Genomic DNA, 13,518 nt, shown 5'->3' on the forward strand with positions numbered 1-13,518 from the left:
TGAATGTATGGTCGAGCTGAGCGGTCAGCCATTACGTCGTACCTTTGGTGGTGATACCTTAAATACGGCATTGTATTTGTCCCGGCTCGGACGTTCACGCCGGTTGGATGTCAGTTACGCGACGGCGCTGGGAAAAGACAATATCAGCCAGGATATGCTGACGGCCTGGCAGGAAGAATACATCGATACGCGTCTGGTTCGTCGCCTGGACGAGAAACTTCCCGGACTCTATCTGGTGGAAACCGAGCCCAGTGGTGAACGCCATTTTCATTACTGGCGCAATGACAGTGCCGCAAAGTTTTATTTCGCAACCGGCGTCACCCCGCTTGAACAGGCCATTGATAACAATGAGTTTGATGTACTGTACATCAGTGGCATCAGTCTGGCGATTCTGGCGGAAGATGCCAAAGCCATTCTGATTACTTTGCTGGTAAAACACAAAGCGGCGGGGGGTAAAGTCGTGTTTGACAATAATTTTCGCCCGCAGCTCTGGACCGCAAAGCAGGCCCAATACTGGTATAAGCAAGTGCTGCCATTTGTGGATATCGCCCTGATCACCGAAGATGACGACCAGAAAGTGTGGGGCGAAGGTGATGTGATTGAACGCTGTCGCGATTATGGCAGTGATGAGGTGGTGATTAAGCGTGGCAGCCAGCCTTGTCTGGTCGCGACGGATTTACAGTCTGAACATCCGGTGACCAGCGAAGTGGCTGCCAACCCGGTTCAGACTGTGATAGACACTTGCGCCGCCGGTGATTCATTTGCTGCCGGCTATCTAGCGGGTCGGTTAAGTGGCGAAACGGCAACGGCGTCTGCAGAACTTGGCCACCAACTGGCTGCGATTGTGATTCAACACCCGGGCGCAATTATCCCGCCCGAGGCAATGACAGAGATGATGTAAAGGAGTTAGAAGTTCATGTCTCAATCCCTGATCGAGAAGCTAAAACAATTCAAAGTGATTCCGGTGATTCAAATTAACCGTGTGGAACAGGCGGTGCCGCTGGCGAAAACGCTGGTGGAGAATGGCCTGCCGGTTGCAGAAGTCACCTTCCGTACCGATGCAGCAGCCGAAGCCATCCGCCTGATGCGGGAAGCCTGTCCGACTTTGTGCATCGGTGCGGGCACGGTGCTCAATGCTGAGCAAGTGGATCGCGCACAGGCCGCCGGTGCTGAGTTTATTGTGGCACCGGGCCTGAATCCGAATACAGTGCGTTACTGTCAGGAAAAAGGGATTGTGGTGGTGCCGGGCGTGAATAATCCCAGCCAGATTGAGCAGGCTTTAGAACTGGGTCTGAATTTCCTGAAGTTCTTCCCGGCGGAAGCGTCTGGCGGTCTCAACATGGTGAAATCGCTGCTGGCACCTTATGTGGATGTCAGCCTGATGCCGACCGGGGGGATTGGCAAAGCGAATATTCGTGACTATCTGGCGGTAGAGCGCGTGCTGTGCTGTGGCGGCACCTGGATGGTGGCACCACAACTGATTGATAACGGCGACTGGGAAGAAGTTGGTCGTCTGGTGCGTGAAGCGGTGGCACTGGTTCGCGACTGACGCTTTCAGAGCCCTTTAGGGGTTATGGCCGCTTCAGTGTTGAAGCGGCTTTTTTCATTCGGAAAACTGCAGGTGTTGATCTGTCCTTTCGGATCAAATATCAGGGTCAATTGATCGGGTTTGGTCTGGCTAAATTCGGCGATACAGCGTTTGCTTGCCACTGTCGTTTGAGTCTGCTGGCCGGCACTGATCACCACATCCACGCCTCGAATGGTTTTTAACAACTCTGGTGAAAAACGGGTTGGATACTGACTCAGCAACACGATATTCCGGATGCCTTTCTCCTGAAGCCGATCCACACTGTTTCGGAGCAGGGTCAGATCCCGTTCGTGCAGCCCCTCGTTCCCCGGATAAGGGTTAATCAGCGCCAGAAAAGCGACCCGACTGCTGCCATACCAGCGAATGAAAGCGTCTGCCCGGCCTTTATAGCTGTTGTAGCTGTATACTTCATCCCCATTTTTGCGAAGGCCGAAATCGATATTGCTCGCCAACACCGGATAACTGGCCTGAGGCAGCAGGCTGGCAGAATCACTGTAGAGCTTTGTCTCGGGCGTGATGGCCGTGACATAGGAAAAGGGCTGGCTTTCCACTTTGGGATTTTGCGCTGAATAAAAGGTTATTCCTTCTTGTGGGGGCAGGGCGACAACATCCAGATCAGCTTTGCCGGGAGAAGGTGGGAGATGTGTCAGAAATCGAACGTGTAGATGTGCTTCAGCATGCTCGGCTGGCGAACAGGCAGCGAGTAAACAAGACATCACGACTGGGACACAGAAACTGAAACGGCACATAACAAGCTTAAAATGTGATCTGGGTCGCCATTCTGTGCTTTTTGCCTGAAGATGACAAGTCTCTGACAGAATTCCAGGCCCGACGAAACGGAAAAATCCCACTTTCTTTTTAAAAATCACGACCGCGTTCAGCGAATGAAACGTGCTAACTCCCTCACATCACGATAAAAAGTCAGTCGTTCAGCATTCGCTGATGTGCAAAAAATGAGAAGAATGACCTGTTTTGGATGCAAAACAATCACTCAGTTCAAATTGATGAATTTTGCTGTTGACTCGATCTCACCTTTGCGTAGAATGCATCCCGTACCGCAACGGAGGGTAACGACGAAGCGGTCATGGTGAAATCCAGAACAACAACCCAAGTGGTTGATTGTTGAAGGCGCGTTGGCAGAGTGGCTATGCAGCGGATTGCAAATCCGTGGACCTCGGTTCGACTCCGGGACGCGCCTCCATTTGCGACACTAGCTCAGTTGGTAGAGCGCAACCTTGCCAAGGTTGAGGTCACGAGTTCGAACCTCGTGTGTCGCTCCAAATTTTGTGTGTATCGATTCATATGTCGGTACAAAGATGGTGTCTAACCCATCGCAATCCAGAATTGCGTGCCCTGGTGGTGGAATTGGTAGACACAAGGGATTTAAAATCCCTCGACGTTCGCGTTGTGCCGGTTCAAGTCCGGCCCGGGGCACCATCAAAATCAACGGCTTACAGGCTAACACTTGTAAGCCGTTTTTCTTTTCCTAATGTTTTCCTAATATCTTTTCCTAATATTTTTCAGTCATTTTTCTCTGACGCATTAGCTTTGCTAATGGTTTTGACGACCTTAATCCTGCGATCATAGGTGGCAACCTGACGTTCAGTTTTGTGGCCGGAGAATGCCTGCTTCTCTTTTGAGCTACCTTCATAATCGCTGATGCCTTTTGCTTTTAGATCATGAAAGGTGAAGTTTAAAGCTAAGCCGGTTGCTTCTCTGGCGAGCGCTCTCGCTTTGCGCCAGCGGGTATTAAATCCATCGCGAGTAAAACGGCTACCACTTTTTTGATGAATGACAAAAATACTGTTATTTCCAAATGCTTCATCACATTCCTTTACTGCTTTGTGCAATTCTGCCGACCACTCTTTAATTTGCTTCACACCTGTTTTCCCCTGCTGGATATAAATGCCTTCTTCGCGCAACTCGCTTTTCGTTAAAGCTAATACATCACCTTGCCTGGCTGCACATCGATAGCTTATTTCCATTGCCGCCCTTATCACTGGGCATGCATGTTCGTAGACTGCTTCATACTCATCATCAGATATATATACATCACGCTGTTTTTCTTTAAATTGCCGAACGCCCTGGCAAGGGTTTTTTTCAACTAGTCCGCGCTCAAATGCCCAGCGAAAAACACGAGAGAAAAAAGCTTTCTCTCGATTGGCCTGAACTTTCGATTTCTCACCGCGGATATCCATGTACTTTCTGATGTGTACTGGCTGAATCGTGCTCGGGAGCATTTTGCCGAACACAGGAATGATTTTATTCGCGTATTTCCTGTAATCACTTTGCGTCGTTCTCGAAAGCTCTCTGAAGTCGGCACTGCCAAAGAACCGCTGGATCAAGCCGTTGGTAGTCTCTTGCTTTTCATATTCAGCGACCGCTTGCTCGTATTGCTGCCAAACCTCAGACTGCTTTGCATCCAAACTACATAAGCGAATAGAGCCACCATTTGCTGGATGCCACTCAAAAGCGGAACGACCGCGATAAACTCTTGGTGGCATCCAGTTATCTTCTTTGTTCTTTCTTGTTCTAGGCACTTCTCAGTGCTCCAAAGTCTGGTTCATCATCATGTTTTGATTCCACTTTAATCGGCGTAACGTTTGGGTGTAGAACATGATGCCAGGTGGTAAACACCGAGTTTGTTGGCTTTTTGAATATTGCGAATACACCACTATCGATCAGTACCCGGTACTGCTGGCTTGGGATCTGGTAACCGGTAACTTCAAAAAGCTCTTCTTTGGTTAAAGCTTCCATTGTCTGCCTCTCTCAGAGTAAACGGCTCGCTTCCAGTGCGAAAAGTTGGAAGAATTCAGGTGATATTTCGGTATCAGCCCGGAATTCTTTGGATACACCCCAGCCTTGGTTCCCGTCTTTGATTAGCGTTAGGCTGATGACTTCTCTGCATTGAACGAAGCTGAAATAAGGGGCGCTGACAGTAACAGCGCCGTGCTGTGTTTCGTATATCGTTACCATTGTGCTGCTTATGCCGCTTTGCGTTTCAGGTAGGCACGGGCATGGTCCAGGCACTCTTTGAAGACCTGGCCAGTTTTGGCTTTGCCTGAATGGTAATGGCGGATGCCGGCTTCAACGGCCAACCCGATTTGATGGGATTTATAGCCTTCGAGCAGTAGCTTTTTGCGGATGTTATCGGCAATGAAGGTTTCGTGGTTGTTCATGAATGTGCTCCTTACATGCAATCTGAAAGTACAATAAAAATGTACCATAAGTTCAGTCTGTGTAAAGAACTAAAAGTTCATTTATTTTCTTGAGGTGAAAAAAAACCGCCGAGTGGCGGTTCATTTTTGAGAGTTTGGTACTAGAAAAGTTTCAACTTCGCATCTTTTACGACACCGATAATCTTGCAGTTTCCGTTGATTGGCATGATGGGGTAGGAAGGGTTGAGAGGTTTGAGAAACTTCTGTCCCGCATCAATGATAAGTTGTTTGAATGTGGCTTCATTTACATCTGTAAGCTTGGCCACAACGAGCTTGCCACTTTCTGGTTCGATTTCAGGGTCAACGAGGATCATTGTCCCGCTAGGAAAGCTGATACCAGACCCTGAGGTCATGGAATCGCCTTTTACTTCCAACCAAAAGGAACGCTCGCTTACTCGTTCTGTTGTTGGCAAATACGTATCTATTTCTTCTAAATGGTAAGGTTCAATTGCTTCGGTCCACATTCCGGCAACCACTGAGCTTATGACTGGAAATTCAGAACGGTAGTCTGTCGGTACTCCTACAACTGGGATAACGTTAGAAATAGAAGCATCTCGAGATTCATCACCAAATTGCAGCCAATAGAGATCCACACCGAGGAATGAAGCAAGTTCAGACATTTTGTCTCGTCTTGGCATTGACTCAGCGTTTAACCACTTGCTTACGGCTTTCGGGGTGACACCCAATCGCTTAGCGATGATGACCCCTCTTCCATGCTCTTCGATTCCAGCTTTAATACAGGCCTGCGCAAGCCTTGTGGAAAATTCTTCACGCATCTTTTCACTCTGAACCATTGGTTCAATTTTATAACCACTTGCATGTACTATCAGTTCCGTCATAAGATGTACCAAATGTTCATTTTTTGAGGTCAAAAATGTTAAAAGAAGCTATTTCTTCAATTGGATTTCAGGTAGTTGCTGAGCAATGTGGTGTTTCAGTTCGAGCAGTTTACAAGTGGTGTGAACGAGGTTGTCTACCTCGTACTGATTTCACCGGAGAAACTGATTACGCAGGCCAGATCGAGTCCTTGTCTGCTGGAAAATATAAGAAAGCTGACTTACTCAAACTTCCTCGGTGATTAAAGCTTCTCACCTAAGCCACTTAAACATAACTACCAACCTCAGGAGGAAATGGTGAACAAGAAAGAGATGGTCACAAAGTCAATTCAGAACGTGACAGGTGGACGGGAAGCCGTTGCAGCAATGCTGGGCATGTCAGTAGATAGCTTCAATAACCACCTTTACGAAAAGAAGGGCTCCCGGTTCTTCACGGTTGATGAGCTTGCGTTGATCGCAAGCCTAGATAACACGCCATATGTCGCTGAATTCTTCGCGATGCAAACCGGGCACTTGGTGGTTGAGATGCCAAATGTTTCTGACCTGGACAATGTAGAGCTGTTTGAACTGCAACTGAAACTGAATGGCGTGAAGGGTCTGCTGGATAAAACGATCTCTGAAGCGCTGGTGGATGGGAAGATCGACAAAGTAGAGCGCAAAGCGATCACCGAGATTAAGCGCCAGTATATGGCCGTGTTTGAGACCTCGATGAATGCATTGGATGCCGTATACGGAGAGAACGTGTAATGAATGGACAGTTTTGGGTAACCGTCGAACAGGTCGCGCAAATGACGCAATCCAGCCTTCGAGTGATGGATAAGCAGTTTCAGAGTTCGCGTGATTATGAAGCTGAGCAGCTGCGTTTGCTGATGAAGAAATGTGAACGTCAATTGGCCGTCGTTGAAGGAGAGATTGGGGTGGCTTCAAGCAGCGGCAACTGCAAGAAGCCGGTAGTTTCACTGCGAGGCAAAACTGATGAAAAGAATATCACAAGGTAAGCGACAGGCCAATTTGAAGGTCCGGATTGAGGGCCACCAGTTTGTTTACATCATGGTAGTAAAAGGACAGCCGGTGCAAATCTGTCGCCAGCTGGCCAAAGCGGTTTTTGAGGGAAATGTGTGATGGCAAAAGCACGAATTGAAAAAGACTTTTATCCGACACCATCTTGGTGTGTGAAAGCTCTGCTTGAATGTATCGAAATTAGAGAAGGTGATGTGATTGCAGAACCTTGTCGGGGAGATGGGCGGATCACAAATGAGCTGCCTGACGGAAACATGATCAAGTGGGCAGAAATCACGGATGGCGTGGATTATCTGGATAATTCCATTGATATGTCGGCTGATGTCATCATCACGAATCCACCGTTCAGCCTTGCTTTGGAATTTATTCAAACAGCCATGAATCGTGATCTAGCCGTGGATGGGACCATGTGTTTTCTACTTCGACTGAGCTGGCTTGGTAGTAAAGGCCGTGCCGATTTCTGGCGAAAGTTCCCTTTTACGAACTTGTTGATCCTTACGCCTCGTCCGTCATTCGTTCACAAGGGTTCAGATAATTCTGAATACGCGTGGGTCTGTTGGGACAAAGGCAACCGCATTAAGCGTCCTGCATTGTGGACACTGAAGAAAGAAGAGGTAGAGCATGTCGGTTAAGGTCATGAGTTACGTGTGGGATATCCCATTGTTCAAGGGCTCTGATAAATTGGTCATGCTTTGCCTGGCTGACCATTCAGACGATGAGGGCATTTGCTGGCCCTCTATCGACACCATTGCCCGTAAGTCTGGTGTATCACCAACTACTGTGAAATCTACGCTCAAGAAACTGGAGCAGGGTGGCTGGCTGTTTAAGAAAAACCGTTTCAAGAAAGCGGAGACAGGCCGATTGGTTCGATCAAACAATCAGTACCAGTTGCCGGTTCTGCTGCTGAAGAAAACTGCGGATGAACAGACGGATTTTGAACAGACGAATTTCGTCCATTCGAAATTTGAACGTTCGAATCTCGAACAGACGAAACAGCCTGAGGGGGTAGGTCAGATTTCGACGGGGGGTAGGTCGGAATCCGGCTATAAACCATCAATAGATCCACCAATAGAAGATCCGTCATTGAATGCACCGAGCAAGCTCGATGCCGACGAACAGCAGCCTGTTTTTGAATTGATTTTGAATGACAAGTCGATGTATCCGATTCATCAGGATGACCTGACCGTGCTGTCTGAGTTGTATCCAGCTGTGGATGTTCACCAGCAGTTCCGAAACATGATTGGCTGGCTAATTGCGAACCCACAGCGACGAAAGACAAAATCTGGGATTCGGAAATTCATCAATGCCTGGTTGGCACGCGAGCAGGACAAGGGTTTTGTAGCTGTATCGGCTCCACCTGCTGCCAAACCGAAACCGGATGAGCGAACTCAGCTGAAAAACAAGATCCGTGATTTGGAGCTTGAGATTAATAACGAAAATCAGGCGATGTTGCGTGCGATTGACTGGAACGCCACGCAGGAGGCGATTGAATCCTGTAAGCGCCGAATTGAAAACCTCACCCGTCAGCGCCAGGAACTCGTCGAACAACTGGGAGGCAAGCATGGCAAGTGAAAAGGATCTTCGTCGGTTGATGGCATCACGCCGGAAGCTATGGAGCCCTGTCGAGCTGTGTGAAGAACTGGGTGTGCATGTGTGCGTTTTGGCCCGGATGTTGGACAAGGCCCGCAAGGCTGGGGCGAATATTCAAATGACAAACAACGAACAAACAGGGCACAGCAACAAGCTGTGGCTGGCGGAGGTTTAACATAGTGTTGGTGTTACAGGCATTTCCACTTCGAGAGTTGGGTTTACTGATGCTCAAGCCAGGGACCAAGCTGTTGGAATCATTTGTCGAGGAACTGGGAAGCAATCGGGTCGTCGTGATGCCTTTGCCAGAAAGTTTCGTGAACGTCCCGAGTGGCAAGCTGAATCAGCCTTTCCCGGCTACCCAAAGCAGCTCGCTGGTGGATGACGCTCGGCTCATCAAGTTCTTCAATCATCCTGAAGTGCGCAAGCGTTTAGAGAATGGGTTTAGTTTCTGGCTCAATCAGATTCAGCATTGCCAACTGGGTGATGGTACTTACTGCGATAAGAACCTGACGATTACAGAATGTGGTGGCGGTGCTGTTCGCTCTTGTTGGCATCACGACAATGAAGCACGTCGGTCTCAAAGCAAGACGAGTGAACAACTGGCAAGACGTAATGTGCTGCTGTGGGCACTGAGCGTTGTGGCTTCGCAGCTTGGGTTAGGGAGCAAGCATGCTTTAACGTCCGCTGAGCTTTGCTGGTGGGCCGTCAGAAATGAAGTATATCCAAACCTGCCAGACGTTTTCTTGGATGACATTTTCAAGCGGGAGGAAGCACACAAGCGAGTTGGACTGGGGGCAAAGCGCTCAACCAATGCCAGATACGAAGAACCGGCGGCTGATGTTGTTGAACGATTGGCAAAGCCAGTGAAGAAGCTGGTGGTCGATGCCGAGCCACCAGCAATGTTTATGGCCAGACCCAAAGCGAATACCTGGAAGTCTGAAGCCTATCTAAAATTCGTCCGTTCTTTGCCGTGCTGTGTGACGGGCCGAAAGGGCAGTGATTCAGACCCTGTTGTGGCTCACCACCTCATCGGCCATGGGGAAGGTAAGATGGGAGGCAAGGCCCACGATATGTTTACCATGCCCATGTTGGCCAGTGAGCACCAGAAGTTCCACCATGATCCCAAAGCCTGGGAACAGCAGCATGGCTCGCAGCTGGAGTATGTGAAAGCAACGATAAAGAAAGCGCTTAATATGCGTGTGATGGAATAGTTGCTCTCGTAGTATGTAAGGCAACTTTTTTTACTAAGAGTTATCTAAAAAGCCCCATGGTTCATGGTGTGTTATGCCTACTTAGATCTATCGTAGTCCGAATACAAAGCCTACGGCTTGATTATCTGCAAGTTAACCTATATATCTACTCCTATTTGGTTCCTAAATATAAGGGGTTACTATGGAGTTTATCACTAGCGCAGTGCTTGGTGGATTACTTTGGGATTTTATCAAATATCAAGCTGCTCCAACTGTAGAAAATATTCGAGAAACTGTGAGTAAGGTAGTCAACCTTGATAAAACAATTGAGTCAGCTCTAAGTACAGAGTTGACAAAAATGAGTATTGGCCAATGCAATTCCCAAAACGAAGTGATACAAAAACTTGAATCATCTCCACAAATTCAAGCATTAATAAATCAGCTTAACCAATTAAATTCCCCTAATGTAGTTGTTCAAACTCTCGGTGGAGGTGATGCTGTTTATGGTGATAAGGTCATGGGTGATAAGATTATGGGTAACAAGGTGATCACAGATAAATAAAACACCAAGCAGAGACAGTTTATGACGGTAATACCAGAGATTCTTACAAACAGCAATACCTCAGGTGTGCTAGCAAATAACGGCAATGACGCGCTGTATGGAGACAACGTAATGCTAGCACCAAACACCGGTGATGCAGTGTATGGTGACAAAGTAATGAGGGACAAGTACGTCACGTTAGTACAAAGTGACGTATCTTTAGAATTAGTTAAGCCTGTGTTGTTAGATGTTGCTCACAAACTAGCTGAAGGTGAGAAGGAACAAGCAGTAACTGCATTAAATACTTTAAGTTTGCTGGGAAATCTAAACTCATCAACAAAAGTAGCTATCGCATGTTTAAAAGCGGTAAGTTCGTTGGAACTGTCTGGTGAGGAAAAATTGTTAATAACAAAAAATTACCAATTAAAATCTAATTCTGATGAGGATTTTCAAGGTTATTTGAATGCTGCAGCTATTTATTTACTAAAAGAAGAAAAATCCGCACAAGAATTAAAGGATTTTTATTGCGCCTTACCCGAAAATATTTGCTCTGATATCGCATATTACAGTACATTAAATCATATAAATTCTATCGATGATATTTCTAGAAAATTAGATACTTTTTCTTTGCCTGTCCTTCATTTATTGCTGGAGAAATCATTTGCTTCTGGGCAGGTAGATGTATGTCAAAAAGTTTTTGATGAATTGAAGAAAAATTCCATATTTACTGATTTGTCAGGACAGGAAGTAATTTTAGACTGCATCTCAATTAATAAGTTTAATGTTTATGATTACTTGTTATTGTCAACGGAACAAAAGCAGTATCTCGATAACGTTATTGATAGGTTGATCGAATTAGTCGGTGGCCAAGAAGTCCTTGATAATAGGTATATCAGCATTGCTGGTCAATTATTGCATTACACTCAATTAAGTAATTCTAAACTCATTAAGTTAGTTCAAGACCATCGTTCATTACTTAACCAAATAGACTTCAGAGGTAAAGAGGTTGTTGTTTCATTTTTAGATCATGAAAAATCAGGGCAACATTCACAAACGCAGAAATCTGCTGAAGATTTATCTCTTGAAATAATCAAAGATGTTAAATTAGGAGTGTTTTCTCCGCGAAATATAGCCTTGTTATGTGAGCTGAAAGATACAGAGTGGGTGGAGTCTACTCTTAATGAATTATTAAATCTAGAACGAACTAATGAATGCTTAGGCTGCTATTGTGCGCTTGCTGCAAAATCTGCTGAATTTTTAGAAAAAAAACAATTCCCTTCGGTTGAGATAGAAACTATTCTTACAGATGACTTTAAGGAAATAAGGCTTCACTCTGGCTTTTTAGTTCCAACCGCTAGACTGCTATCTATGGCTGGATATCATGGTTTGGCATTATGTGCTCTGGATTTGTTATTTAAAAATAGTCATCCGTGGATATCGGATCCATACGTTCAATATCTTTCATTATTGTACGAAAATGAGCAATACAACTCTTTAAATTCTCGCTTAAGTACAATGCAAGACCAAGAACAGTTTCACTCTGAAATTTCCAACCTTAAATCTTTTTTAGCTACTAAAGAGGATAAATTCTCCGAAGCAGTGAAGCTCATTGAAGAGCAAATACAAAAATATCAAGACAAAGTTTTATCTGAATCAGAAAAAAAACATTGCATTTATCTCTGGGTTAATCTGTTGATTAATTTACGTAAATCAACGTCTCATGCATCTGTCGCAGAGTATGTGGAAAGAATACCGATTTCTATTTTTTCCACACCTGATGATGAACTTGCATGGGAACTTATAACCTTCTTTGGGGAACGATATATTGAAGTTGAGGATATAGTATTAACTTGGTTTTTTAAAGATCCAAACAAGTATGCTAACCAGTTATTTAATGTGGTCATGAGTATACCTTCTGATGTATCGACTGTAGGGTTTAATAGTAAGATTTTCAAAATAGGTTATTTGTATACAGAAAACTGTCAATCGAAGTATCGTATAGTTGTTGATGACAAAAATTTAGCTGTTGAACATCCACAGTACTTGATTCATTCAAGCACTGATCTTGCAAATACACTACAGATTAAAGCAATAAATAATTACTTTCTGTACAGAAGTAAACATTGTGTAATGAAAGAAACACTGCCGCCAACTGTAGCAGCATACCGAATCGCAATTGAAATTTTGGATAATGACGAAAATCAATGCTTTTCACTAGTATCATTACCGGAAAATCCAACTGCTGAAAATATAGTAAATGTTATCAACAGTATTGTAGAACGTGGTGATAGGTATACACCTGCTATGAAAGAGTGTTTTAGCGGTAATATCCCTTGTATATTCAAATATAAATTTATAAAAGGAAGCAATTCATATGGTAAGGCCCTTACTGCTATACTTTCTAAGAATATATATATGGAGTTATTTAGTGATAATAATATCTATTTTAATGACTCGAATAGTAATGATGTCGTTTTAGATGAAATATCCTTCGCATTCCTTGTTGTATCTGGCTTATCAAAAAAAATTGAAGTCAATATACATATAACTAGTGAAACAGCTAAAAAAATTAAAGAGTGGTGCTCCTCTTATGGGGACATGGAGGTTGTTTTTGACCCACAAAAAGACGATTTTGTTCCTGAATATTCTGAAGAAAAGACAGAGAATGATTTAAATTTGATAGGTGTAACAAAAGAGTTATTAGAAAAATGTAACGTACATAATGATCGCGATTATAATGTTCCTCTTAAGTTGAAAATTCTTGCAAATGAACTTCTAACTTCTAGTACAAAAAGCTCTCTTGGTTTAGCATTTACTTATGGATTTAGTTACTTTACCGTTGATAATCAATTAAGAGGTTTATTATCTAGACCTGAATTCATTAAAGTTGATGTTGCACCAGGAGATGTAAATAAATTTTTTTTCGAAAATTCTGATGCTGAAACGATTGGGGATTTACTGCTTCTTCACCAGCATAACTTCAATCTATTTGTTCCTTGGGAAGCCTTTGATGAGCTTTGCGCTAATGGTTCTGAAAAATCGTTATATAAACTAGTCCTATTTATTCGTGATATATCAAGGTACGACAATGGTGCAATTATTCACAATATAGAAAAGTTAACAAAACGAATATTTTTTAAGTGTTTAACTGATTCGCCAATTCAGGCTAGCACCAGACTTCTTGAATCATTATTCATTAAATTGGTTGATTTTAGTGGAAATTCTACTGAAATTGCTAATGTGTTTTTAAACATGTTACCTTCATCTCTACTGCAACCATTTGAAAGTGAATTTTTGGGAAATATTTCATATCAGGAATTAGGGCAGGCAACCAAAATGACGACCGATGCATACATTGATGCATTTTCTGATGCAGTAAGGGATTCGTCACAAAACTTAAAAAAAATCTGGATTGAAATAGAGGCTCTCTGTTAATCGATTGGTTTTGTAAACCTTTTTTCCGCCCAAATAAGGGCGGGAATCTAAATTATTTCTGTCAAGCTGTGAGTTACGATACAGCGCAATTGTAAGATTG

16 protein-coding genes and 3 tRNA genes are annotated in these 13,518 nt (G+C 44.4%); 13 read left to right on the forward strand and 6 right to left on the reverse strand.

Annotated features, from left to right (window positions below):
- Window positions 1-7 precede the first annotated feature (7 nt).
- Entirely contained in the window at window positions 8-901 is an 894-nt protein-coding gene (locus tag EA58_RS03450; protein ID WP_235199555.1) for a sugar kinase, read from the forward strand.
- A gap of 15 nt (window positions 902-916) precedes the next feature.
- On the forward strand, window positions 917-1,549 hold the full coding sequence (locus EA58_RS03455) for a bifunctional 4-hydroxy-2-oxoglutarate aldolase/2-dehydro-3-deoxy-phosphogluconate aldolase (protein WP_036748952.1): 633 nt from the start codon (window positions 917-919) through the stop codon (window positions 1,547-1,549).
- Window positions 1,550-1,554: 5 nt separating this feature from the next.
- Here the strand turns inward: EA58_RS03455 and EA58_RS03460 are convergent, their stop codons facing one another.
- On the reverse strand, window positions 1,555-2,304 hold the full coding sequence (locus EA58_RS03460) for a bifunctional UDP-sugar hydrolase/5'-nucleotidase (protein ID WP_152547924.1): 750 nt from the start codon (window positions 2,302-2,304) through the stop codon (window positions 1,555-1,557).
- A gap of 411 nt (window positions 2,305-2,715) precedes the next feature.
- On the opposite strand from EA58_RS03460, the gene EA58_RS03465 reads away from it, so the two are divergent.
- The 3 genes from EA58_RS03465 (at window position 2,716) to EA58_RS03475 (ending at window position 3,025) form a co-directional block, all read left to right on the forward strand.
- Window positions 2,716-2,789, forward strand: a tRNA-Cys gene (locus tag EA58_RS03465).
- Between the two features lie 3 nt (window positions 2,790-2,792).
- Window positions 2,793-2,868 (forward strand) — tRNA-Gly (locus EA58_RS03470).
- Window positions 2,869-2,938: 70 nt separating this feature from the next.
- Window positions 2,939-3,025 (forward strand) — tRNA-Leu (locus tag EA58_RS03475).
- 83 nt (window positions 3,026-3,108) lie between these two features.
- Here EA58_RS03475 and EA58_RS03480 read toward each other — a convergent pair.
- The 5 genes from EA58_RS03480 to EA58_RS03500 form a co-directional block, all read right to left on the reverse strand.
- The gene (locus EA58_RS03480; RefSeq protein ID WP_051641879.1) at window positions 3,109-4,092 is read right to left on the reverse strand and encodes a tyrosine-type recombinase/integrase; all 984 of its coding nucleotides are present in this window, start codon (window positions 4,090-4,092) and stop codon (window positions 3,109-3,111) included.
- A gap of 28 nt (window positions 4,093-4,120) precedes the next feature.
- The gene (locus EA58_RS03485) at window positions 4,121-4,345 is read right to left on the reverse strand and encodes a DUF4224 domain-containing protein (protein ID WP_036748955.1); all 225 of its coding nucleotides are present in this window, start codon (window positions 4,343-4,345) and stop codon (window positions 4,121-4,123) included.
- Between the two features lie 12 nt (window positions 4,346-4,357).
- Window positions 4,358-4,564, reverse strand: coding sequence for a hypothetical protein (locus EA58_RS03490; protein WP_036748956.1), 207 nt, complete (start codon window positions 4,562-4,564; stop codon window positions 4,358-4,360).
- An 8-nt stretch (window positions 4,565-4,572) separates the two neighbouring features.
- Complete coding sequence (locus tag EA58_RS03495) at window positions 4,573-4,767, reverse strand: hypothetical protein (protein ID WP_036748957.1); 195 nt, start codon at window positions 4,765-4,767, stop codon at window positions 4,573-4,575.
- A 140-nt stretch (window positions 4,768-4,907) separates the two neighbouring features.
- The gene (locus tag EA58_RS03500; RefSeq protein WP_200872150.1) at window positions 4,908-5,645 is read right to left on the reverse strand and encodes a LexA family protein; all 738 of its coding nucleotides are present in this window, start codon (window positions 5,643-5,645) and stop codon (window positions 4,908-4,910) included.
- A 291-nt stretch (window positions 5,646-5,936) separates the two neighbouring features.
- Between EA58_RS03500 and EA58_RS03505 the strand changes: the two genes are divergently transcribed.
- From EA58_RS03505 to EA58_RS03540, 8 genes are all read left to right on the forward strand, one after another.
- Window positions 5,937-6,389 carry a YmfL family putative regulatory protein gene (locus EA58_RS03505; protein WP_036748958.1) on the forward strand — a complete coding sequence of 151 codons (453 nt, stop codon included), beginning with the start codon at window positions 5,937-5,939 and terminating at the stop codon, window positions 6,387-6,389.
- Entirely contained in the window at window positions 6,389-6,640 is a 252-nt protein-coding gene (locus tag EA58_RS03510) for a hypothetical protein (protein WP_036748960.1), read from the forward strand. The genes EA58_RS03505 and EA58_RS03510 overlap by 1 nt, the downstream gene beginning before the upstream one ends.
- Before the next feature lie 123 nt (window positions 6,641-6,763).
- A complete protein-coding gene (locus EA58_RS03515; protein WP_036748962.1) occupies window positions 6,764-7,294 on the forward strand; it encodes a class I SAM-dependent methyltransferase in 531 nt (176 codons plus the stop codon).
- Window positions 7,284-8,234 carry a helix-turn-helix domain-containing protein gene (locus tag EA58_RS03520; RefSeq protein ID WP_036748964.1) on the forward strand — a complete coding sequence of 317 codons (951 nt, stop codon included), beginning with the start codon at window positions 7,284-7,286 and terminating at the stop codon, window positions 8,232-8,234. Before EA58_RS03515 ends, EA58_RS03520 begins: the two co-directional genes overlap by 11 nt.
- Window positions 8,224-8,427, forward strand: coding sequence for a hypothetical protein (locus tag EA58_RS03525; protein ID WP_036748966.1), 204 nt, complete (start codon window positions 8,224-8,226; stop codon window positions 8,425-8,427). Before EA58_RS03520 ends, EA58_RS03525 begins: the two co-directional genes overlap by 11 nt.
- Window positions 8,428-8,500: 73 nt before the next feature.
- Window positions 8,501-9,463 (forward strand): DUF968 domain-containing protein, encoded by a 963-nt coding sequence (locus EA58_RS03530; protein WP_235199547.1) that lies wholly within the window; start codon window positions 8,501-8,503, stop codon window positions 9,461-9,463.
- A 181-nt stretch (window positions 9,464-9,644) separates the two neighbouring features.
- Window positions 9,645-10,004, forward strand: a complete 360-nt coding sequence (locus EA58_RS03535) for a hypothetical protein (RefSeq protein ID WP_036748970.1) — start codon at window positions 9,645-9,647, stop codon at window positions 10,002-10,004.
- 21 nt (window positions 10,005-10,025) lie between these two features.
- Window positions 10,026-13,418, forward strand: coding sequence for a hypothetical protein (locus tag EA58_RS03540; RefSeq protein WP_036748977.1), 3,393 nt, complete (start codon window positions 10,026-10,028; stop codon window positions 13,416-13,418).
- Window positions 13,419-13,518: the final 100 nt, after the last annotated feature.

It is taken from the genome of Photobacterium galatheae (assembly GCF_000695255.1).
In the GTDB taxonomy this organism is placed as follows: Bacteria; Pseudomonadota; Gammaproteobacteria; order Enterobacterales; family Vibrionaceae; genus Photobacterium; species Photobacterium galatheae.